We start from the raw sequence: 22,977 nt of genomic DNA, 5'->3' as shown, positions 1-22,977 counted from the left end.
CAGGTGGATGCTGACCACGCTATTCTTACCGCTGCCGGGCGGCCCAGGCGTCCATTCGGCGCTCCAGCACGGCCAGGGGCATGGAGCCGCCGGCCAGAATCTCATCGTGAAAAGCCCTGAGGTTAAATTTTTTACCCAACTGCTTTTCGTAGCGGGTGCGCAGCTCGCGGATTTTGAGCTGGCCGGTTTTGTAGGCCAGCGCCTGGCCGGGCATGGCCAGGTAGCGCTCGATTTCGGCCGTGGCGGCCTGCTCGGAGATGGGTTCGTTGGCCATCATGTAGTCGATGGCCTGCTCGCGGCTCATGCCTTTGGCGTGCATGCCCACGTCTACCACCAGGCGCAGGGCGCGGTGCATCTCATCGCCCAGCGCGCCGATGCGCTGGTAGGGGTCGGTATACAGTCCCAACTCCTTGCCCAGGCTTTCGCAGTACAGCGCCCAGCCCTCGCTGAAAGCGGGGTAGGAGGCGAAGCGCCGGAACTTGGGCAGGCTGGTGTTTTCCTGCTGCAACGACAACTGGTAGTGGTGCCCAGGAATGGCCTCGTGCAGGAACAGCGACTCCATGCCGGAAGTCACGTTGAACCTGGTGGCATCGAGAATGGGCACGTAGAAAATGCCGGGCCGGGAGCCGTCCGGCGTGCCCCGGTTGTACTCGGCCGAAGCCGTGGCGGCGCGGAAGGCCTCCGTCTGCCGAATCTCAAACGGCGACTTTGGCGCACGCCCGAACAGCTTGGGCAAATTGGGCGTGATGCGGGCCTGGATGGCGCGGAAGGCGTTGAGCACGTCGTCCGGCGTTTTATAGGGCATGAATCTGGCGCTGGAGCCCAGGTAGCTGAAAAAGCCGGGCAGACTACCTTTGAAGCCGACCAGCTTTTTCACCACTTCCATCTCAGCCCGGATGCGCTTCACCTCGGCCAGGCCGGTGAGGTAGATGGCGTCGGGCGTGCGGTCGGTGGTGGTCATCAGGCGCACGTCGTAGCGGTACATTTCGGCCCCGCCGGGCACGTCGCCCAGGCCGGTGCTGCTGCGGGCCTGGGGTAGGTATTCGGTGTTCAGGAAGTCGGCCAGCTTGCGGTAGGTGGGCACCACTTCCGTAAGAATGGCCTGCTGGTAGGCACTGGTGAGGCGGGCCTTGTCATCCTCTGAAAAACTGGCCGGCAGGTGCGTAATGGGGCCGTAAAACAGGCTTTTGGCGGCATCGGCCGTCACCTGGGACTGCAGCTGGGGCACCATTTTCAGCACCAGCACGTGGGGCAGCACCACGGCCGCCTTCATGCCCTGCCGGAAATTGCCGATGGCCGAGTCGGCCCACACGGGGAATTTGTTCACCCGGGCCAACCAGTTGTCGTAGTCTTTCACCGTTTTGAACGGTTGCGCGCCGGTGCCCGCCCCCAGCTGGCTGAGCGTGGTGGGCAGGCTGTAAAACTGGGCAAACGGCATCATCCACGTAGTCAGCCGCAGGCCTTCGAGGCGGCTGCGCATCTCGTACTGAAAGATGTCGTAGCTGAGCTTGTCGTCGCTGGAAAGGCGGGCGCGGTCAATGTTTAGCAGGTCATTGAGGTAGCGGCGGTAGAAGCGTGTCTGCTGCTGGCGGAAGGCGCGGGTCTGGTCATTGGGCAGGCGGTCGTTGTAGCGGTTGTCGCCCTGGGCCGTGGCCATCAGCGGAAACAGCCGGGCGCGGTCTTCCCAATACGAGTTGAATAATCCGGCGAGCAGCGTGGCGGAGGTACCGCCGGTGGGTGGGGTTTGGGAGCCGGCCGGGTGCGCCAAAAGGCACCACATTGCCAGTAGGGCAACAAAAAATCTGTTCATTAACCAGTAAGTGAGCCGGCAAGCTACACAAACGGCTGTAAATAGTCCAGTTTTTATGCGGGAAGGGCAGAATATATAAAGAATGTCATGCAATGCGGAAAGTAATAAAATAAAAGAAACGTCATGCTGAGCGAAGTCGAAGCATCTCTACCGCAATACCAAATCCAATCGAAAGGATTAGTTGCGCGGCAGAGATGCTTCGACTTCGCTCAGCATGACGTTCTTTCAATTCTACTCAGCGTTCCGACGCAATTACTGCTTGGCGGCCCAGGCGTCCATCTTGGTTTCTAGCACGGCCAGCGGCATCACGCCGTCTTTCAGGAGCTCATCATGGAAATTGCTGAGCGAGAACTTGCTGCCCAGCTGCTTCTCGTAGCGGGCGCGTAGCTCCTGGATTTTCAGCTGGCCGATTTTGTAGGCCAGCGCCTGGCCCGGAATGGCCATGTAGCGCTCAATGGCCGACGTGTCGTCCTCCTTGCTGGCGGGCATGTTGTCGAGCATGTACTCGATGGCCTGCTCACGGGTGAGTTGGCCGGTGTGCAGGCCGGTGTCCACCACTAGGCGCACGGCGCGCAGCATCTCATCGTTGAGCGCGCCCACGTATTGGTAGGGGTCTTTGTAGAGGCCCAGCTCTTTGCCCAGGCTTTCGCAGTAGAGGGCCCAGCCCTCCGTCATGGCGCCGTAACCGGCAAACTGGCGGAATTTGGGCAGGGCGGTGTTTTCCTGTTGCAGCGAAATCTGGTAGTGGTGGCCCGGAATGGCCTCGTGCAGAAACAGCGACTCCATGCCCTGCGTCACGTTGTACTCGGCGGGCTTGGGCAGGGGCACGTAGAAAATGCCCGGCCGCGTGCCGTCCGGCGAGCCCTGGTTGTACTCGGCCGACGCGGAAGCTTCGCGGAAAGCCTCGGTGCGGCGGATTTCAAACGGCGACTTGGGTACGCGCCCGAACATCTTTTTCAGGTTCGGGTCGATGGTTGCCTGAATTTTGCGGAAGCCGGCCAGCACTTCCTCGGCCGTTTTGAAGGGCATGGCCTTGGGGTCGTGCTTCAGGCTCTCAAAGAACTCGCGCAAAGTTCCTTTGAAGCCCAGTTCGGTTTTCATGCGCTCCATCTCGGCGCGCAGGCGGGCGACTTCGCGCAGGCCCAGGGCGTGGATTTCGGCCGGGGTTTTGTCCGTCGTGGTCCAGTAGCTGGCGTAGTAGCGGTACATTTCCGGCCCGCCGGGCACGGCGTTGATGCCGCTGGTGGGGCGGGATTTGGGGAGGTATTCGTTGGCCAGAAAGTTGCCCAGCTTCTGATATGTCGGCACAACTTCCGTCAGAATGGCCTTCTGATATTCCTCAGTCAGGCGCTTTTTATCAGCGTCCGAAAAGTCCTTCGGGAAAGCATTTATCGGCCCGTAGAACAGCGACTTCGCGGGGTCCGTCACCACCATGGTCTTGTCGCGCATCTGCGGAATCATCTTCTCGACCAACGATTTAGGCAGCACCACGCCCGCCTTCATGCCGCGCCGGAAATTGCCAATGGCCGAGTCGGCCCACACCGTGAAGCCGCGCACCCGGCCCAGCCAGTTGTCGTAGTCCTTCACCGTTTTGAACGGCTGGTTGCCCTGCCCCGAGCCAAACTGCCCCATCGAGATGGGCAAGCCCCAGAACTGCTGAAACGGCATCATCCAGGTGTTCAGCTTCAGCCCCGCCACACGCTGTTTCAGGTCGTACTGAAAGATGTCGTAGCTGATTTTATCGTTCTCATCCAGCCCGGCCCGGTCAAACTTGCCCAGCCGCGTCAGGTAGTCCTGGTAAAACGTGGTCAGCGTGTCCCGAAACGCCTGGGTCTGGTCGTTGGGCAACCGGTCGTTGAAGCGGTTGTCGCCCTGGGCCGTGGCCGAAAGCGGGTCGAGCCGCGACTGCCGCTCCCAGAAGCTGGCAAACAGGCCGTTGATTCCTTTGGTGGAGTCTGCCGCCGTGCCGTTGGCGCTGGTGGTGGCGGTTTCGGTGGTTTTGGTCTGGTTGCAGGCCGTGGTGAGGGCGGCGGCGACAAGGCCGGCCAAAGCAAGTTTTTTCATGAAGCGAATGGGAATGTGCCGCAAGCTACGAAGCGGCCGCATGCCCGCGTACCCGCCGGCCTTATTGCGCCGGTGCGCGGGCGGCCGTGAGGCGCGCCAAGGCCAGGCGGCCCAGCTCCGGCGCAATGCGCTCGCGTGAGTAGCTTTTCACGCGGCGCGGCATCCCGATGACGAGGGTACGGTTGGGCAACCGCACGTAAAGGTCACCGTGGCTGTCGTCGTAATAAGCTTCATGGCCCAGGCCGCTGACTGGCGAAATACTGCGGCGCAGGTCGTTGCCGGCCTGCGCAATCTGGAAAGCGGCGGCCGGCCGGAACGATACCATCACCACGGCATCGGGGCTGGCGGGCTGGTCGGCTTCCACGAAGCGACATACGTTACCCTGGGCCTGCTGCTGCACGGGACGGCCCGTGAGGCTGGCCACTTCGCCGGGCGTGAGCAGGCCGCAGGCCTCCGTGGGCAGCGTGGCCGTGGTATCCGATTGCACGGCGGTGGAAAGGCCGTTGCCGCCGCTGGCTTGCTCCAGCGGGGCACCGCTGCTACAGGCCCCCAGCAGCAACGTGCTGGCCAGCGCCAGCAGCCGGCCACCCGGCCCCATGGAAAGAACAGAAATACGCATAAAACGGACGATGAAAGGCGGTTATATCAGATACCGTTTACGTCGGCACGCCAAAAAAGGCAATGCCGGCATGGGGCCACTGCCTAATCCGTCCAAAAAAAGCCCCGCCGCTACGCAGGGTAGGGGCGGGGCTTGGTCAGCAAGTGGGGGCCCCCTTGGTTGCCGGGGCCAACGCGGGGGCTACTCGCGCAGCAGGCGCTGGGTATGGTGGCCGGTTGCGCTGCTCAGCTCCAGGAAGAAGGGGCCCTTGGGCAAGCTGCTGATGTCGAGGCGGTCATTATCGGTCGCTCTGCCGTTGAGCAGCAGCTGGCCCAGGGCATTGAAAATGCGGTACTGCACCGCGCCCACGCCGGTGGGTAGGATGAGTTGGTTCGCGCTGGGGTTGGGGTAAAGCTCCACTTTGGTGCTGGCTTCGGTTTGCACGGCCGCTACCGGCGAGTAGCTGAACGTGCCGTCGGCATCCACCTGCCGCAGCCGGTAGTAGGAGGTGCCGGCCAACGGGCGGCCATCCACGAACGAATATTCGTGCGCCATAATGGTGCTGCCCTGGCCTTTTGCCGTGCCAATGGTGGCGTATTCGCTGCCCGTGACGCTGCGCTGAATCTCGAACTGGTCGCTGTTTTTTTCGCTGGCGGTGGCCCAGGTCAGGTTCACGCCCGCACCTTTGGCGGTGGCCTCGAAGCGGGTGAGCTCAACGGGTAGGGGGTTGAACCCAGGGTAGGTACCGGCCACGTTGGGAGTTGTACTGGCCAGGGTAAAGTCGGAGAAGGAAGTGAACGTGCCCGACGTAAGCGTGCCAGTCAGCGGAGTGCTGGAGGCCGTGGTACTCGTCCCTACATTGGTCGAGCCGATGCTGGCCCAGGCCCCGCCATTGCGCTTGGCCACTACCAGTGAGGTGGTAGTGGCATTGGTCACATAATCGTCGGTGGCGTAGGAGAGCGTGATGCGGGCGTTGAAACTGCCGCCCGTGGGAGTGGCCGAGGCCGCAACAGTGAAATAGCGCCGGGTCGAGACGTGGTCAATTGGGCCACTCACCCCAAAGGGCTTGGCCGAGGCCTCAAACTGCTGGGCCGTGTAGGTGACGGAGTTCGTCTGGCTGGTAAGTGCCAGCGTGATGGGGCGGTAGTTGAGGTCGCCGTTGGTGGCCACCTTGCCCACCGGAAATACCAGGGTGGAGGTGCCAGTGGCATTTAGGCGAGCCAGGGGACCATTCACGAAACTGGTGCTACTGCCGCTACCAACGGGCAGGGTGGCGGCAGCCGTCATTGTCAGCAGCCCTGTTCCGGCCGCACTGGTGGTCAGCAGGCCATTGGTCAGCAGTAGTTCGCTGGCAATGATGAGGTCTTTCTGCAGCGTTACCCCGGCGGAGTTGTTGATTTCCAGCTTGGCATTGGTGCCGAAGGTGAGGGGACCGGCGCTGCTGATGGTCTGCGGCGAAGTGCCATTGAAAACCACTTTGGGAGTGTTGGGTGCGGCAGTGCTAGGAGAGAATGTCAGCGTTGCGGTGGCGTTGGTGTTGCTGACATTGCCACCGATAAGGGTGCCGGTAGGGGTGCCGGTAGCGCTACCCCGGGCGCTAAGGGTAAGGTTAGCGCTGCCGGTTATGGCCAGGTTGTTCGCAATGGTCAGGTTCACTGCCCCGCCGATGGTTTGCGGGTTCGAGCTGGCAAATTCAAGATTGCCAAAGGTTCGGTCGGTGGTTAGGGAAGCGCCGCCAAACGTGCCATCAACGTAGCGAAAGGTACTACCGGGCTGGTACGTAGCAAGTGGGCCGTGGTCGGATGAGTTGGCGGCGTTCTGCTCCAGGGTTGAGCCTGTTTCAAAAACCGGCGCATTGGTAAAGGCGGTGCTGGACATCCTGTCGGCAATGATGAGCTTGCCGGGACTGGTAAAATGCAAGGAGCCTGCAGTGGTGCTCTGGAGCTTATTCACCGCGTTGGAGGGGCCATTGCCCCCGGTGCTGTTGAGCTTAAGGTCGCCGGCAACGGAGCCCGTCGCGCTGGTCCCGAGGGCGAGTAGCACCCCTGCGCTTTTACTGCCAGTGCTTAAATTCCCTACCAGCGACACCGACGAACCGCTGCCAATAAAGAGGTCATTGTCGGCGGCATCGCCGGTGATGGTGACGGTGCGGGTTAAGTCTAAGGGCGAGTTGAGCGTAGCTGTGGTGGTGCCGATAAAGCTCAGGCGGCCAATTGTCTGGTTGATGTCCATCGCCACAGTAGGGGTGCCGCCGCTAAAGACGAGAATGTCGTTGGTGGCTGGATTGCGGACTGAGCCGCCGCCTCCCAGGGTGGTATTCCAATTAGCTGCGGTCGACCAGTTGTTATCGGCCCCGGCTCCTACCCAGTAGTAAGTGGTCTGGGCTTGAACCACCGTTGAAAGCAGCATGAATAGTAAAAAAAACAAAAAATTGAACGTTGAGCCAGCATTGAAACGGCTCAAAATGGTGGTAGGGGTTGTACTCATGAGAAAAGAACTTTTGTGAACAGAAAGATTCGGCGATGGGATGGTGAGGTAGGCGTATTGGCGAAGCCATGCAGCGAGACAATTGAATAAGGCTTCTGCTAAAGGCTAAAATTATTAATTATTAAATTCAGCAATGTTTGAATTGATTTAATTCAAGCATTAATAAGAATGTATTCAAGGCAAGGTAAGGAACGTTCTTGTTTTGATTACAAAAAATAATTCCAATTCCCCTAGTGCTGTTATCGGCCAGTTATTCTCATATTATTGATTTACAATTAGTTATTATCAAAAATAATAAATTGGGTGCTGAAACAGGCTGAGCAAAGCGTTTTGGACTCAGAAAATTCCCCAGAGGCATTTCGTACCAACTGTGAGCTAGCGTGAAAAGGGAATACTGATTGGGGGAATTGCAAAAGCCGTGGTGTCCTTCGTTCAAGGCTGTTGGCGCTACTTTCGTTAAAAAAACACCCACGCCCTTGCCTTTTTCCAAGTCACTTCTGTTGTTATTGCTGCTGGCCGTATCGCTGCATAGCGCGGCCCAGCACCGGCCGGCTCCGGCATTGCACACGCACACAGTTCCGTCGGCAGCGCCCAAAGCCAACCCAACCAGCCGGCCCGCAAAAGCGGCCGCCGGCAAAGCCAAGGCCGTTGGCAAGCGGGGAGCGCCCCGCCCTGTCAGCCGCATAGCGCTGCCCCCCGGCACGCCCGCCTTCACCCGCTACCTGCACTCGTCTTGGGTTGATAGCCTGATGCGGGCGCTCACGCCCGACCAGCGTGCCGCGCAGCTCTTTATGGTGGCCGCGTACTCCAACCGCACCCGGGTTTTTGAGGACTCCGTTTCCACGCTCATCCAGCAGTACGGCATTGGCGGGCTGATATTTTTTCAGGGCGGGCCGGGCCGGCAGGCGCGGTTGCTGAACCGCTACCAGAGCCAGGCGAAAGTGCCCCTGCTGGTGGCCCTGGATGGCGAATGGGGCGTAGGCATGCGCCTCGATAGTGTGGTGAAATTCCCCTACCAGATGAGCCTGGGCGGCGAAACCGATACGGCCCTGCTCTACGACATGGGCCGCGAGGTAGCCCGGCAGTTCAAGCGCCTGGGCATGCACGTCAACTTCGCGCCGGTGGTCGATGTCAATAACAACCCCGCCAACCCGGTTATCGGTTTCCGCAGCTGGGGCGAAAACCCGGCCGCCGTGGCCCGTGACGGCCGCCAGTACATGCGCGGCATGCAGGATGCCGGCATTCTGGCCGTGGCCAAGCACTTTCCCGGCCACGGCGATGTGGACGCCGACTCGCACCTCGCCCTGCCCACCGTGCGCGTCGACCGTCGCCGACTCGATACGCTGGAACTGCCGCCCTTCCGCAGCCTCATGGCCGGCGGGCTGGGCGGCGTGATGGTGGCCCACCTCAACGTACCGGCCCTGGACACGGTGCTGGGCCCGAGTACGCTCTCCCGGCCCATCATCACGGGCGTGCTGCGCGAGGAAATGGGATTCAAAGGACTGATTTTCACCGATGCCATGAACATGCGCGGCGTTATCAGCCGGTTCCCGCCCGGTGAGGCTGATGTGCGCGCCATCATGGCTGGCAACGATATTCTGGAGTTCAGTAAGAACATTCCGCTGGCGCTGAAAATGGTGCGCGTGGCGGTGGACAGCGGCCGGATTTCGCAAACCGAAATCGATGAGCACTGCCGCCGCGTGCTGGCCCTCAAGCAGTGGTCCGGCCTGAACCACTACCGCCCCATCGATACCAAAAACATCTACGACGACCTCAACGGCCCGCACGCCCAGTACCTTAGCCACCGCCTCACCGAGCTGAGCATCACGCTGCTGCGCAACCAGAAGAGCCTGCTGCCGCTCCAGCGCCTCGACACGCTCCGCATTGCCACGCTGGTGCTGGGCGGGCTGCCGCGCGACACCACCGACTTCCAGCGGGCGGTGGCCGACTATGCGCCCACGGCCCATTTCCACGCCTCGGCCACGGCCTCGCTTGATGAGCTGATGAAGCTGCGCGCCGCCCTCAAACCCTACAACCTGATACTAGTAAGCTTGCAAAGTCTGGGCCGCCTGCCCGCCACCGGTTTCGGCATCACGCCGGAAGACAACATGATGCTGCGCGAGTTGGCCGACCAGAAGCAAACCCTGGTGCTCAGCGTCTTTGGCTCGGCCTACGCCGTGGCCAAGGTGCGCGATTTGGACCGCGCCGCCGCCGTCATTATGGCCTACCAGGAAAGCCCGAACGCTCAAAATCTGGCCGCTCAGGCCATTTTTGGCGGCATCGCGGCCACCGGCAAGCTGCCCGTGACGGTGAGCGACAAGTACCCGCGCGGCTACGGCCTGCGCACGGCCGCTGGCTACCGCCTGCGCTATGCCAACCCCGAGGACGTGAACATGGACGGCCGCCTCGAAGCCCGCGTCGATAGCCTGGTGGGCCGGGCACTGGCGGCGCAGGCGTTTCCGGGGGCGCAGGTGCTCATTGCCCGGCGCGGCACGGTGGTGCTCCGCAAAAGCTACGGCAACCAGACCTACGCGGGCTTCAGCGAAGCGGTGGTTGATAAGAGAAAGAAGAAAACCGCTGCCGTGGTGACCGATACCAAACCCGTGTCGGTACCGCGCCCGGTGAAGGACGACGACCTCTACGACCTCGCTTCCATGACCAAGCTGCTGGCCTCGACTCCCGCCTTGATGCGCCTGGAAGCCGACCATAAATTCAGCCCCGACAGCACGCTGGGCAACTATTTTCCCTTCCTGCGCGGCACTGACAAAGCCGGCTTGAAGATGCGCGACGTGCTGGCCCACCAGGCCCGGCTCAAGGCCTTTATTCCCTTCTGGAAGGAATTGGTGAAGAAAAACGGGGACCTGCGCCGCCGCTACTTCCGCGCCGATTCTTCGGCCCGGTTCCCGCTGCCGGCGGCCCAGGGCCTGTGGGCGCGCAAGGATTTGCCGGCCCGCATCTATAAGGAAATCGGGGCCTCGCCGCTGAATGAAAAGCCGGGCTACGTGTACTCTGATTTGTCGTTTGTGCTGTACCCGGCGCTGGTGCAGGCCCGCACCGGGCTGCCGCTCAATGCCTTTTTGCAGAAGGAAGTGTACGGGCCGCTGGGCGCTACCACACTGGGCTTCCGGCCTACCAACCGCTTTCCGCTGGCGCGCATTGTACCCACGGAAGTGGATTCGGCCTTCCGCAAGCAGCTGGTGCATGGCACGGTGCATGACGAGGGCGCGGCCCTGCTGGGCGGCCTCTCGGGCCACGCCGGCCTGTTTGGCGATGCCAACGACGTGGCCAAACTGGCCCAGACCTACGCCTGGGGCGGGCGCTACGGCGGCCAACAGCTCTTCGACAAAGCCGTGTTGGCCGATTGGACCCGCTGCCAGTTCTGCCCCGACAACCGCCGGGCCCTGGCCTTCGACCGCCCCGCCGCCAACCCCACGGTAAACTCGGCCAAAAGTGCCTCCCAAAGCAGCTACGGCCACACCGGTTTCACGGGCACCTACTTCTGGGTCGAGCCCGAGAAGGACCTGGTGGTGGTGCTGCTTACCAACCGCGTACACCCTACGCGGCGGAATAATAAACTGGGCGAATTGAGCGTGCGGAGCGCGCTGCTGCAGCTGGCGATTGAGGCGGCGCGATAACGGAACTCGACGCTGGCCTGCTACCAAATCAAGATACAAAATCTGTAACTTACCAGAGCTTTTCCACTCAGCTTCAGTCGATGTTTTCCTTCCGCACCGCTCCCGCCATTTGCCTGCTGATGTTAGCCGTCGCGGGCTGCGGCAAAAAGGAAACGCCCGAATACCGTCTTTCCGCCGAGCAACTGGCGTGGCAGCCGTACCACGTTGGCGATGTGCTCCGGTTCGGGCAGGCGCGTAGCAGCAAGGTGCGTACGTTTGTCATCACTGAGGTAGACGACCGCATTATCACGCTCTCAAACGGTGGAGGCATCCCCGTGCTGGCGGGGCCCACGCCTTCAAAGCTGCAGCAAATTAGAGTAGACTTCCGCCGCACCGATACCGTGCGCTACATACCCAGCCCTGGCAGCACCCCAACCAAGCCTGATTCGGTGCCGGCAACTTACGCAAACACGTTGCTTGAGCTACGTACCAATGATAACCACGGAAGCGGCTCGGCGGTGGCCCGGTCGGAAATCAACTGGGATTTTGGCTTTTATAATTACCTGCCCATTCAAGAAGTAGTAGCTAACCAGCCGCTGCCGGATACGGCGGCTCATTTGCTGCCTTCGTTGCAGGTAGGAGGCGTTACCTACGGCCCGGTTATCCAGGTTTCAAATAGTCCTTACGCCGCCTCCACGCCCTTGCCCCGCACCAAGCCCATCCGGCGGGTGTACTATGCGAGGGGCGTGGGCGTGGTAGCCTTCCTGGAAGGGGGCACCTTGTGGTATCGACTCCCATAAAAAAGACGGTGCAGGCTTGACGAGATGCAGGGCCAGCGATGTACCTTACGGCCCTACATTCCCACCCCGCACTCTATGTTAGGACTGATGATGGCCGAGCCGCTCCGCGTGGCCACAATTATTGAGCACGCCGCCAAGTGGCATTCGGATACTGAAATTGTGTCGCGCCTGCCCGAGGGCGGCATCCACCGCTACACCTACGCCGACGCCAACCACCGCAGCAAGCAGTTGGCCCAGGCTCTGTTGAAACTCGGCATCGAAAACGGCGACCGGGTGGGCACCCTGGCCTGGAATACCCACCGCCATTTCGAGCTTTATTATGGCGTGGCGGGCATCGGGGCGGTGTGCCACACCATCAACCCGCGCCTGTTTCCGGAGCAGCTCGTGTTCATCATCAACCACGCCGAAGACCGGCTGCTGTTCTTCGACCTCACCTTTCTGCCCCTCGTCGAGCGCCTGGCCGCCGTGTGCCCCACCGTGGAAAAATGGGTGCTCATGGCCGGCCCCGAGCACCTGCCTAAAGACTCGGCCCTGCCCGGCTTGTGCAGCTACGAGGACTTGGTAGCGGCCGAAACCGGGGACTACGAATGGCCCAGCTTCGACGAAAACACGGCTTGCTCGCTCTGCTACACCTCCGGCACCACCGACCAGCCCAAGGGCGTGCTGTACTCGCACCGCTCCACCCTGCTCCACGCCTTCGGTATTTCGCTGCCCGATGCGCTGGGCTGCTCGGCGCTGGATGTGATAATGCCCGTGGTGCCCATGTTCCACGTCAATGCCTGGGGTTTGCCCTACGCGGCCCCGCTCAACGGTGCGAAACTGGTGCTGCCCGGCGCGGGCATGGACAGCGCTAGTCTGTTTGAGCTAATGGAGAGCGAAGGCGTGACGTTCTCGGCCGGGGTGCCCACCATCTGGCTGGCGCTGCTGCAATTTATGCGCGAAGGCCAGCGCCATTTCACTACGCTGCGGCGCACGGTGGTGGGCGGGGCCTCCTGCCCGCCGGCCCTGATGAAGGCCTTTGAGGACGAGCTGAACGTGACTGTACTCCACGCCTGGGGCATGACCGAAACCAGCCCGCTGGGCACCGGCGCACGCCTCAAAGCCAAGCACGCCGACCTCAGCCCGGCCGATAGCCTGGCCATCCGCAGCAAGCAGGGCCGGGCGGTGTTTGGGGTCGATATGAAAATTGTGGGCGACGACGGCCACGCGCTGCCGCACGATGGCGTGGCCTTCGGCGACCTGCTGGTGCGCGGCCCGTGGGTGGTGCGCGACTACTTCCGTGCCGCCACGCCCGGCGAGCTCACCGCCGACGGCTGGTTCCGCACCGGCGACGTGGCCACCATTGACGCCGACGGCTACATGCAAATCACCGACCGCTCCAAAGACGTCATCAAGTCGGGCGGCGAGTGGATTTCCAGCATCGACCTGGAGAACCTGGCCGTGGCGCACCCCGCCGTGGCCGAGGCTGCCGTCATCGGCGTGCCCAGCGCCAAGTGGAGCGAGCGGCCGCTGCTGATAGTGGTGCGCCGCCCCGGCATGGAATTATCGGCCGAGGAAATGCTGAATTTCTTCCGGGGCCGGGTAGCCAAGTTCTGCGAGCCCGATGCCGTGGAATTCGTGGATTCGCTGCCACATACCGCTACCGGCAAGCTGCTCAAAACGCAACTTCGGAAGGATTTCGCGGGGTATTCGGTGGCCTAAAAATAGTTGCGGCCGCCTTGGCCTAAATGAGTAGAACAAGGCGGCCGCAACTGGTTGAGCAGAAGGAGCAGGCTATTTCCCTTTCTCGGCCTCCATCTTGGCTTTGATGGCCTCCTGTAGCTCTGGCAAATGGTCCTAGATGCGTTTCTGGCCGATTTCCATGCCGGACTGCATCAACTGGGGCAGCACGGCCGACATCTTGCGCCCGGTGGGCGTTTGATAAAATTTCGTGATGTCGCGCAGTTCCGGCTCCGTGAAATTGCGGCTGTAAACTTCGACTATATCGGGTTTCAGGCTGTTCCAGCTCATGTATTTGCTGAAAAATGTCCGCATCTCAGGCTGAATGGCAACGGCATCGGGATGCTGCTTGAGTTGAGAATCCAGCATCTGGTCGATGAGCTTATCGAATGAGCCCGGAGGGTATATAAGGGTCAGCAGCGACTCTGCTGCTTGGCGATGACTGGCCGAAATAGGCGCGAGGACAGCGGTAGCCGCCGTGGTCGGTTTCGTTGTTCGGGCCTGCGCCGGCACGTAGATAGCGCCGGCAAATAGCAAGAAGAGGAAGGGGTTTTTCATGAGCTAAATAACCGACACAAAAGCGAAACACACCGTTATTATCTCCCCAACTCCTCCGCTCTGTCCCGCGCCGCGCCGGCCCCGGCCATGAGGCCCTCGCGCACGGCCCCGGCCCCAAAAGCACCCAGCGCGGCCTCGGTGGTGCCGCCCTTGGAGGCCACTTTGGCAATCCAGTCCTGGCAGCTCAGGCCCGATTGGGAGTAGAGTTCCACCGCACCGCGAAAGGTCTGGCTCACCAGCAACTCGGCTTCGGCTCCGCTGAAACCCATTTGGGCGGCGGCGGCCATTAGCGCCTCCATACAGTAATACACGTAGGCCGGGCCGCTGCCCGAGATGGCCGTGCTGGCATCAATGGCGCTTTCGTTTTCCACATAAACCGTCTTGCCGGTGGTGCTGAGCAGGTTTTGTACCTGCACCAGCTCGGCGCGGGTCACCTCGTCGGTGCTGGTGAAAGCCGTCATGCCCATGCCAATCTGGGCGGGCAGGTTGGGCATGGCCCGGATGATTTTGGGCGTACCCAGCGTCTCGCGCAAGGTGTCAATCCGCACGCCGGCCATGATGCTCAGGATGAGCTGTTGCGGCTGCACCAGACCCTTCAGTGCCGCAAACAGGGCGGACGAATCCTGCGGCTTCACGGCTAGGGTGAGGATGTCGGCCCCCGGTACGCACTCGGCGGGCGAGCCCCAGACCGTGCCGATTTCGTGGGCCGCCAGGGCCGGCACGCGCTCGGGCGAGCGGGCCAGCAGGCGCAAATCGAGCCGCGAGGTGATGTGGGCGCGCACGAAGCTGCGGGCGTAAGTCAGGCCCATGTTGCCGCCGCCGATGATGAGGATTTTCATTGTTGTGAATGCCGTCTGAGTTGGCAAAGAACGGCACGGTAGAAAGAACGTCGAAGAGTAGCACGTCGAGAAACAGACCGTCATGCAGAGCGCAGCGAAGCATCTTTACCGCGCAAGTAATTTATTTACTACTGCGGTAAAGATGCTTCGCTGCGCTCTGCATGACGGTCTGTTTGTTCTCAGCTCTGCCTCACACCTTCAGCACCACGCCTTTCTTATACATCCAGCTCAGGATGAAATACCAGATGACGATGAGCGTGACCGCGCCCACGAGCGAGGCCGTGCGCGGGTCGGTGAAATGCGGGGCGATGCCCCATTCGTAAAGCCACTCCTTGATGCCGCCCGTTTCGCCGCCGGGCAAGGCCAGCTTGAATAGCCCGAACGTGCGCGATAGTAGCGCCGAAAGGCAGAAGACCAGGATGGCATTCACGCCGTAGACCAGCGCCGGGCGCGTCCAGGCGCGGTAGCCCTGCACGTCGCAAATCCAGTAGAGCGCCGCCAGGCCGGCCATAGCCAGCCCGCCGGTGTAGAGCACGTAGGGGCTGCTCCACAGGGCTTTGTTGATGGGAAACCACGGGGCCCAGCACAGGCCGAGCAGGATAAGGCCGCCGCCGGCCACAAACAGCCAGGCCACTTTGGCGGCGGGTTCCGGGCCGCGCCAGCGCAGCCACTGGGCGGTGAGGCCGCCGAGCAGGCCGGTGGCCAGGGCTGGCAGGGTGCCGAGCAGGCCTTCGGGGTCCCAGGTTTTGCTGGTTTTCCAGAGGTGGGCTTCGGTGAAGATGGTGCGGTCGAGCCAGGCCCCGAGGTTGGTGGTGGGCTCCAGGTTGGCGGGGCCGAAACCGGGCACGGGCACCAACTGCATCAGCACCGCGTAGCCGATGAGAAAGCTGATAATCAGCCATACCTGCGTGCGCCAGCTGGTTTTGAGGAAGATGACGCTGCACCCCAGAAACACCAGCGCAATGCGCGCCAACACGCCCATAATCCGCACGGTACTGAAGTCGAATTTGGGGTACAGCGACAGCAGCAGGCCCAGGCCAAACAGCACGGCGGCGCGGCGTAGCACCCGCAACATTACCGCGCCCTGCGGCCCGCCCTGGCGCTTTGTGCCGTCCAGGGCATACACCAGACTCACGCCCACGATGAACAGGAAGAACGGAAAAATGAGGTCTGTGGGGGTGCAGCCGTTCCATTCGGCGTGCTCGAAGGGCGGGTAGATGTGGCCCCAGTCGCCGGGGTTGTTCACCAGAATCATGGCCATGACGGTGATTCCCCGGAACACGTCGAGGCTGATGAGGCGACCGGGCTGGGAGGCTTCGGCCAGGGGCAGGGTGCCGGTGGTTTCGAGGGCGGCCTGGGTGGTGCGTTGCATGAGCGGGTGGGTATTGAGTGTAGAAGGAACAAGAAAGAACGTTATGCTTCGGCTGCGCTCAGCATGAGGTTCTTTTTAAACAAACGGCCCTCAAAACTCCCACCGCACAAACGCCTCAATCCCTTCGTACTCCGGCAGTCCTAATTCATCATACAGCTTGGCCGTTGTTCTATTCCGCGCCTCGGCGCGCTGCCAGAACTCGCGCTGGTCGGCCCCGGGAAATAGCGGCCGGTCCTTCTGGCTTTGGTGCTTGAAGATGGCGCGGCGCTTGCGCGTGAGCTCCTGCGGCGAGAGGGGCACGGCCATCTCAATCTGGTCGATGTCCCATTCCTGCCAGGCCCCGCGGTAGAGCCACACCCAGCAGTCGTCGAGCCAGGCGGTGTCGGAGGCTTTGAGGCGGTGGATGGACTCGAAAATGGCCGCCAGGCACACGCGGTGCGTGCCGTGCGGGTCAGAAAGGTCACCGGCGGCGTAAATCTGCTGGGGCTGGATGCGGTTGAGGAGCTCCATAGTAAGGCGGATATCTTCATCGCCCAGCGGCTTTTTGCGCACCCGGCCGGTTTCGTAGAAGGGCAAATCCAGGAAATGCACGTTGGCATCGGGGATGCCGGCGAGGCGGCAGGCGCTCTTGGCCTCGCCGCGCCGGATAAGGCCCTTTATCTGCTGCACTTCGTCGGAGTCGACCTGGCCGGGCTGCTTATTTTTGAGGAAATCGGCCACGCGGTGGTAGAGGTTGTCGGCCGGCTCGCCGGTGGGCAGGTGAAACGCCTGGTCGTAATCGGCTACGAAATCGGCGAAGCGGATGGCCTCGTCATCGAACACCGCGATGTTGCCGGAGGTCTGGTAGGCGACGTGTACCTCGTGGCCCTGGTCGACTAATCGCAGCAGGGTGCCGCCCATTGAAATCACGTCGTCGTCGGGGTGCGGGCTGAAGATGAGGACGCGCTTGGGGAAAGGCGCGGCGCGCTCGGGGCGGTAGGTGTCGTCGGCGTTGGGCTTGCCGCCGGGCCAGCCGGTGATGGTGTGCTGGAGCTCGTTGAAAACGCGAATGTTGATGTCGTAGGCCGGGCCGGACTGCGCCAGCAATTCCGACAGGCCGTTTTCGTTGTAGTCTTCCTCGGTCAGTTTCAGGATGGGCTTGGTCACGGTGCGGGCCAGCCAGGTGATGGCCTTGCGGACTAGCGCGGCATCGTGCCAGTTGCAGGGCAGGCCCAGCAGCCAGGGCGTTTTGCGCGGGGTGAGCTCGGCCCCGGCGGCTTCGTCCAACACCACCTGCACGGCGGGGTGGCGCTGGAGGTAGGTGGCGGGCACGGTGTCGGTTACCTCGCCTTCCACCATGCGCTTCACCACGGCGGCCTTGCCCTCGCCCCAGGCCAGCAGCACAATCTGGCGGGCTTCGAGAATGGTCCCCACGCCCATAGTCAGGGCGCGGCGCGGCACGTTTTCTTCGCCGTAAAAGTCCGAAGCCGCGTCGGTGCGCGTGACGTGGTCTAGGGTAATGAGGCGGGTGCGGGAGGCCGGACCGGAACCGGGCTCATTGAACCCGATATGGCCGGTGCGCCCGATGCCCAGCAGCTGCAAATCAATCCCGCCGGCGGCCCGAATCTGCTCCTCGTAGCGCCGGCAGAATTCGGTCACCTGCTCGGGCGGCACGGTGCCGTCGGGGATATGCACGTTCTCCGGTTTTATATCGACATGGTCAAATAAGTACTCCCGCATGAAGCGCACGTAGCTCTGCAAGGAGTCAGGGGCCATCGGGTAGTACTCATCGAGGTTGAAGCTAATGACGTTCTGAAAGCTCAGGCCGTCTTCGCGGTGCAGGCGCACCAGCTCCTCGTACACGCGGGTGGGCGAGGAGCCCGTGGCCAAGCCGAGGACGCAGGTTTTGCCTTCGGCGGCGCGGGTCCGGATGAGGTCGGCAATATGGCCGGCCACGGCGGCCGAGGCCAGCTCGGAATCAGCATAAACCGTGGTGGCGATGGGGGCGGGGTGGGAATTGGGCGGGGGCATGGGGGCGGGGATGGGAAGCAGAACAACCGGTCCGACCGCCCTAGGCGGACCGACCGGTCGTTGCAAGAACGGAATCGGTAACGAAATCAGTGGTTCAACAACCGGTCGGACCGCCTAGGGCGGTCGGACCGGCAGCCGGCGGCGCGGGCTAAATCGCCGGGTCGGCGGGGGTGGCGGGGTTGTTTTCGCGCTCCGTGCGGGGGTAGGGGAAGAAATTGCGGTTGCGCTCGGCTCCGGCGGTGCCCGGCGCGGGGCGGCCGAAGCGGCGGCTGTCGGCCAGGCGGAAGCCCTGGAAGGCCAGCTCGATGTCGCGGTTGCGCAGGATGTCGGTGAGCACGTCAGCGGTGGTGAGGGGGCTGGTGTAGGCGGGCAGGGCCGCGCCGGGCAGGGCCAGCAGCAGGCCCGTGGTGGTAGTGGCCGCGGCGGCCGTGCTGGTCCGCACCTTGTTCAGCTCAATCACGGCGTTGGGCAGGTCGTTTTTGCGGGCGTAGGCCTCGGCCCGAATCAGGAGCATTTCGTTGGGCACGTACACCGGGATGGGGGCGCTGTTGGCGGTGTAGAAGCCTGTGCCCAGGTTCTGGGTCGTCATCGGCGGCGGGCTGATGCGCAGCAGGGAGGGCAGGCGCTTGTCGCCCGTTTCGGGAGCCAGCGCGCCGGTGAGGCCCAGGCTGGTGTTGGTGGGCTCAAACACGTTTTTGTTGCCGAACGACGTTTCAAACAACGGGTTACGGGTGTTGTCGTCGAAGTTGAAGACCGAGCGTTTGGTAAGGTCCACGCGGCCGACGGCAGCCAGAGCTTTGTCGTAGTCGCCGGCCTCCAGGCTGTAGCGGGCAATGAGGGCTTGCAACGTATTCGGCAGGTCGAGGCCGGGCACAATCTTGGCGTTGAAATCGGCCGAAACCGGCGTGGCGGCTAGCTGCGTGGCCGCCGCTTCGAGTTGGGCCACGGCGTTGCGCAGCGCATCCACGCGTGGCACAAACGGCGCGCTTTCCTGCGTGGCCAGCGGAATCTGCTCGAAATACTGCGCCAGCGTGCCGATGCTCAAGGCCCGGAAAATGCTGGCGTAGGCCACGATGCCGCTGCGGGTGCCCGCATCCGGCGCGTTGCCCACATTGGCCAGCACTAGGTCGGCGTTGGATTTCACCAGGTTGGCCTGGGTCCAGAGGTTGCGCACCACGCCGTTGCTGTTGGTGAGGCTGCTGGCCCCGAGGCTGAGGTTGTATTCCTCGATATTACCCACGTTGAGGATGTTGAGCTCGCGGGTGCTCAGCCCGCCGGCCGCCACCGTATTATACAGCACGCTGAGCAGGCCACCCGTGCTGTAGCGCGCCTGCAAGCCATTGCAGAGCGTAATCAGGCCATCGGAGGAAGTGACCACCTGCTGCTGGCTGGCGGTGCTCGGGTTGAGGTATTCTTTGTTGCAGCTGCCCAGCGTGACGGCCGAAAGCAGGGCTGCGAGAGTGAGTATCTTCTTCATGAGGTTGGGTTGCGAAAGGTGGGAAGTAGCGCGAACTTTTAGTTCGCGCCGGGCTGGCGCTCACGCGAACTAAAAGTTCGCGCTACTATCAAAATGTAGCCGCCAGCTTAACCTGGTAAGTGCGCGGAATCGGCACGTTGCCAAAGTCAATGGCGCGCAGCAAATCCGATGCGCCACCGGCACTGGTTTCGGGGTCGAAACCGTTGTATTTATCCCACGAATACAGGCTGCGGCCCACCAGCGACAGGTTCAGCGAACTGATGAACTTCGTGAACGTGGGCAGCCCATAACTCAGCGCCACCTCGCGCAGCTTCACGTAGGAGCCATCATCCACCCGGAATTCCTGGGTGTTGTAGATGGCGAAAATGGAGCCGCGCGGGATGCTGCCGCGCAGCTCCTGCTCGGCCAAATCGCCGAGGCCCACGCCCTGGCGGGTGCGCTTGTCGGCATTGAACACGCTCACGCCCTGCACGGCATCGAGGAGCACGTGCAGGCCCAGTTTTTTGTAGGTGAAGTTGGTGTTGAAGGAGCCCGTCCATTTCGGGTTGGGGTTGCCGATGAGTACGTTGGCGATGGTGGAGCCGGAGCCGTACAATGGCTGGCCGTCGCTGCTGCGGGCCGGCGTGAAGCCCACCGCGCCCACGGCCTGGCCCACGGCGCGCTCGTCCTGCGCGAAGCCCTGGGGCGTGAGCAGCAGCGAGCCGTCGGGGTTGCGGGCGTAGCCCGAGCCGTAGAACACACCCGCCGGCTGGCCCTCCAGTAAATACACCGGCGCGCCGGCCGCGTTATCAATCGAAATGGCCTGCACGCTGCCGTTCGAGCCGGGCAGGCTCAGCACCTTGTTGCGGTTGCGGCTGAAAATGAAGGCCACGTCCCAGGTGAAATCCGTGGTTTTCAAGGGCGTGCCGCCCAGCGATACTTCCAGGCCCCGGTTTTCCATCGAGCCCACGTTGTTCACGATGGCCGAGCCGCCGGTGCTCGGAGCCAGGTTGCGGCGCACCACTAGGTCGGTGATTTTCTGATAATAAACCGTGACGCCCAGCGTGAGGCGGTCGCGCAGGAAGGCCAGGTCGGCCCCGCCTTCCAGCTCGGCCATGCGCTCGGGCTTCACGGCGGGGTTGGCCAGCTGCGTGCCCGGCGTGATGGTGTTCTTACCCAAAAAGCCCACCGGACTGAACTGATAGAACCGGTCGTAGGAGTTGATGCCCGTCAGGTTGCCGGCCTCGCCGTAGCTGGCACGCAGCTTCAGGCTGTTGAAGGACGTGGCGTAGGCGCTGTTTTGCCAGAAGCTAAAATCCGACACCACCAACGAGCCGCTCACCTTGGGGTACACCTGGTTGGTTTCCGACGACGAGAATTTCGAGGACCGGTCGCGCCGCACCGCGCCCGTCAGAAACGCCAGGTTGCGGAAGCCGATGGTGGCCTGCCCGTAGTAGCCGCTCAGGCTGTAGCGGTCGAGGTTGTAGGCCGAGGTGATGGTGGTGCTGCCGCCCCCCGACACCGTGGTAATGAACGGGGCCAGGCTCTGGCCCTGCGTGGTGATGTAGTCCTGCTGCGCGTACTGGTAGCTGTAGCCGGTGCGCAGGTTCAGCTTCAGGTTTTCGCTGATTTGGTACTCGTAGCCCAGGTTGATATCGGAGTTCAGCTGGATAACGGCGTTGCTGCCGTTGGCCGCGAAGCCGCCGGGGTAGCGGGCGAGGGGCAGGCCGGCCGTGGCCTGGTAGGGGTAGGGCCGGATGTAGCTCTGGCCCACCTGCGAGTAGGCATCCACGCCCAGCACGTAGTCGGCCGAAAAGCCTTTGAAGGGCGTCAGGTTCACCTGCACGTCGCTCACGGTGCGGTTCACGCTCTGCGTAAATTTCATGTCCTCGATGGTCGAGAGCGGGTTTACGCGGGTGGGCTCCACGGCCAGCAGGTTGCCGGCCGCGTCGCGCTGGGTGATGTCGTAGATGTTGTTGGTGATGTTGATGGAGTTAATCGGGCTGTAGAACACGTTGCCGTTGGCCTTCTCGTTCGAGAAGCTGTTCACGTAGCTCACGCCCGCCGACACCTTGGCCCAGTCCGTGAGCCGCTGGTCGACCCGCGCCCGCAGGTTGTAGCGCGTGAAGTCGGTGCCCTTGATGATGCCCTCGTTCTTCAGATAATTGGCCGATATGTAATACTGCGTGCGCTCCGAGCCGCCCGACACCGACACCGCGTTATCGGTGCCGTAGCCGGTCCGGAAAATCTGGTCGAAGTAGTTGTAGCGGGTCACGTCCACCAGGTTGGTGGCCAGCGGCGTGGGCAAGCCGGCGCGGGTAATGGTGGTGGTGGTGAGGCCCGGCACCGGAATGTTGGCAGCGCTCAGCGGCGCGGCCGAGCCGATGGAATACAGCCGGAACGTATTGGTGGTGATGCTGCCATCCGGGTTGCGGGTCGGGTAGGTGTTGGCCCCGAACTGCTTGCCATAGGTATTCACCGGCACCGATTTCCGCAGCTCATTTATGTTAAAGCTGGTGGACACCGACACCCGCGCCGCGCCGCTCTGCCCGCGCTTGGTGGTGATGAGCACCACGCCGTTGGCCGCCCGCGAGCCGTACTGGGCCGCCGCCGCCGCCCCGTTGATGATGTTGAGGCTGGCAATGTCGTTCGGGTTGAGGTCGGCCAAACGGTTCTGGCCGGGGTTGGCCGCGCCGATGTCGTTGCTCAGCGCCAGCTGCGACACGTTGGTGCTGGCGTTGCTCACAATCACGCCATCAATGACATACAGCGGGTCGGAGGAGCCCTGCAGCGAATGCACCCCGCGCAGCCGTACCGAGAGCGAGCCGGCCGGGTCGCCCGAGTTCTGGGTAATCTGCGCGCCGGCCACCTTGCCCTGCAACGAGTTCAGCAGCCCGCCCGAGCCGCTCTGGGCCAAGTCCTCGGCCCGAATGGTGCTGATGGCGTTGCCCAGCTCCCGCTTCGGCGCGCTGATGGTGGAGCCCACCACCACCACTTCGTCCAGCTTCTGGCGGGCTTCGGTCAGCGACACATCGGTGGTCACCGTCGTGGCTGCGCCCAGCGTGAGGGGCCGCGACACGGCCGCGTAGCCAATCAGCGACACGGTGAGGGTGTAGCCTCCGAGGGCTACGTTGGCGTCTAGTGAGTAGCCGCCATCGGCCCCGGTGGAGGCTCCGAGCGTGGTGCCGTTCAGCAGCACCGTGGCTCCTGGCAGGCCCTGGCCGCCGGCATCGGTCACGCGGCCTTGCAGGGTATAGCGCTGCGCCGTTTGCGCGCCGGCCGAGAGGGCGGCCAGCAGGAGCAACAGCAGCAACCCGGTCCAGCGGAGGCCGGGGCTGCTAAACGAGTAGGTGTTTCGCATGGGAAAGAGAGGGTTAGGTGGGGGTGAGGGATGAGGTGGCTAATATCGTGAAAACTTTATCTTTACCTAGGGGTGGCCGTGCTGCTTGGTAGCTATTTTTTAGCTGGCTTGGCCCGCGCCTTCGGCCAGCTTGGGCCGCCACAGGAGCGGGCCGGGTTGTAGATTGGCATGGTCAGGCCTGATTATCAAGGTAAAATGCGGGTTGATATTATGCTGATAAATATTGAAAAATAAATAATTATAAAATAGAATGTGCTAATTGCTGCTGTTTCAAGTGTGTGATTTTCAG

At 62.4% G+C, this 22,977-nt stretch carries 13 protein-coding genes; 3 read left to right on the top strand and 10 right to left on the bottom strand.

Annotated elements, in window-relative coordinates; all coding sequences use genetic code 11:
* Positions 1-25: 25 nt before the first annotated feature.
* The 4 genes from ACVWYF_RS08460 to ACVWYF_RS08445 form a co-directional block, all read right to left on the bottom strand.
* Positions 26-1,780 carry a DUF885 domain-containing protein gene (locus ACVWYF_RS08460; protein WP_457066597.1) on the bottom strand — a complete coding sequence of 585 codons (1,755 nt, stop codon included), beginning with the start codon at positions 1,778-1,780 and terminating at the stop codon, positions 26-28.
* Between the two features lie 282 nt (positions 1,781-2,062).
* A complete protein-coding gene (locus ACVWYF_RS08455) occupies positions 2,063-3,874 on the bottom strand; it encodes a DUF885 domain-containing protein (protein ID WP_457066595.1) in 1,812 nt (603 codons plus the stop codon).
* A 61-nt stretch (positions 3,875-3,935) separates the two neighbouring features.
* Positions 3,936-4,493, bottom strand: a complete 558-nt coding sequence (locus ACVWYF_RS08450) for a hypothetical protein (RefSeq protein WP_457066593.1) — start codon at positions 4,491-4,493, stop codon at positions 3,936-3,938.
* A gap of 180 nt (positions 4,494-4,673) precedes the next feature.
* Positions 4,674-6,881: a T9SS type A sorting domain-containing protein gene (locus ACVWYF_RS08445; RefSeq protein ID WP_457066591.1), complete on the bottom strand. Its 2,208-nt coding sequence runs from the start codon at positions 6,879-6,881 to the stop codon at positions 4,674-4,676.
* A gap of 554 nt (positions 6,882-7,435) precedes the next feature.
* Between ACVWYF_RS08445 and ACVWYF_RS08440 the strand changes: the two genes are divergently transcribed.
* The 3 genes from ACVWYF_RS08440 (at position 7,436) to ACVWYF_RS08430 (ending at position 13,074) form a co-directional block, all read left to right on the top strand.
* Positions 7,436-10,594, top strand: a complete 3,159-nt coding sequence (locus tag ACVWYF_RS08440; protein WP_457066589.1) for a glycoside hydrolase family 3 N-terminal domain-containing protein — start codon at positions 7,436-7,438, stop codon at positions 10,592-10,594.
* A gap of 80 nt (positions 10,595-10,674) precedes the next feature.
* Complete coding sequence (locus tag ACVWYF_RS08435) at positions 10,675-11,373, top strand: hypothetical protein (protein ID WP_457066587.1); 699 nt, start codon at positions 10,675-10,677, stop codon at positions 11,371-11,373.
* A 75-nt stretch (positions 11,374-11,448) separates the two neighbouring features.
* Positions 11,449-13,074, top strand: coding sequence for a 3-(methylthio)propionyl-CoA ligase (locus tag ACVWYF_RS08430; RefSeq protein WP_457066585.1), 1,626 nt, complete (start codon positions 11,449-11,451; stop codon positions 13,072-13,074).
* A 135-nt stretch (positions 13,075-13,209) separates the two neighbouring features.
* Here the strand turns inward: ACVWYF_RS08430 and ACVWYF_RS08425 are convergent, their stop codons facing one another.
* The 6 genes from ACVWYF_RS08425 to ACVWYF_RS08400 all read right to left on the bottom strand — a co-directional run bounded on the left by ACVWYF_RS08425 (position 13,210) and on the right by ACVWYF_RS08400 (position 22,688).
* Positions 13,210-13,650 carry a DUF2059 domain-containing protein gene (locus ACVWYF_RS08425; protein WP_457066583.1) on the bottom strand — a complete coding sequence of 147 codons (441 nt, stop codon included), beginning with the start codon at positions 13,648-13,650 and terminating at the stop codon, positions 13,210-13,212.
* Positions 13,651-13,688: 38 nt separating this feature from the next.
* Positions 13,689-14,489 (bottom strand): pyrroline-5-carboxylate reductase, encoded by an 801-nt coding sequence (gene proC / locus ACVWYF_RS08420; RefSeq protein ID WP_457066581.1) that lies wholly within the window; start codon positions 14,487-14,489, stop codon positions 13,689-13,691.
* Between the two features lie 190 nt (positions 14,490-14,679).
* Positions 14,680-15,861, bottom strand: a complete 1,182-nt coding sequence (locus ACVWYF_RS08415; protein WP_457066579.1) for an acyltransferase family protein — start codon at positions 15,859-15,861, stop codon at positions 14,680-14,682.
* Between the two features lie 90 nt (positions 15,862-15,951).
* Positions 15,952-17,871 (bottom strand): glucosamine-6-phosphate deaminase, encoded by a 1,920-nt coding sequence (gene nagB, locus ACVWYF_RS08410; protein ID WP_457066577.1) that lies wholly within the window; start codon positions 17,869-17,871, stop codon positions 15,952-15,954.
* Positions 17,872-18,019: 148 nt separating this feature from the next.
* A complete protein-coding gene (locus ACVWYF_RS08405) occupies positions 18,020-19,348 on the bottom strand; it encodes a RagB/SusD family nutrient uptake outer membrane protein (protein WP_457066575.1) in 1,329 nt (442 codons plus the stop codon).
* An 88-nt stretch (positions 19,349-19,436) separates the two neighbouring features.
* A complete protein-coding gene (locus tag ACVWYF_RS08400; protein ID WP_457066573.1) occupies positions 19,437-22,688 on the bottom strand; it encodes a SusC/RagA family TonB-linked outer membrane protein in 3,252 nt (1,083 codons plus the stop codon).
* Positions 22,689-22,977 lie beyond the last annotated feature (289 nt).

It is taken from the genome of Hymenobacter sp. UYAg731 (assembly GCF_054061335.1).
This window is presented reverse-complemented; position numbering and strand designations above follow the sequence as displayed.